The sequence below is a fragment of the Robiginitalea aurantiaca genome, from assembly GCF_030380815.1.
Taxonomy (GTDB): Bacteria; Bacteroidota; Bacteroidia; order Flavobacteriales; family Flavobacteriaceae; genus Robiginitalea; species Robiginitalea aurantiaca.
Map to the genome: position 1 here is coordinate 1 of NZ_JAUDUY010000043.1, position 404 is coordinate 404.

Below are 404 nucleotides of genomic sequence, written 5' to 3' on the forward strand. Positions count from 1 at the left end.
CCCGTATTGTATTCATTAGTCGGATCTGCATCCGCATCGTCTACCAGGGAAGAAAGGTCTACCGTTACATCTGTGGTTCCTTCACTTATGGTCAGCACATTACTGCCATCCAGAGCCGCTCCCGTTACATCGTCATCGGCCACTGCATCTACATACGCTTTGGTAGCTGCATCCTGGGCTGCCGTAGGATCTGCGAGGTTGGCTATAGCTGCGCCTCCGGCATCATTGCCTTCTGTAAGCACACTGCCCAGATCCTGGATCTCGTTAGTAGCATCCGCATCTGCATCGTCTACCAATGAAGAAAGGTCTACCGTTACATCTGTGGTTCCTTCACTTATGGTCAGTACATTACTGCCATCCAGAGCCGCTCCCGTTACATCGTCATCAGCTACCGCATCTACATA

Annotated in this window: 1 protein-coding gene; it reads right to left on the reverse strand. The window is 51.2% G+C overall.

Features of this window, described 5'->3' with window-relative positions; genetic code table 11:
• Nucleotides 1-404 (reverse strand): hypothetical protein (locus QU605_RS15490; protein WP_289726209.1); only part of this gene is annotated, 404 nt, incomplete at both ends.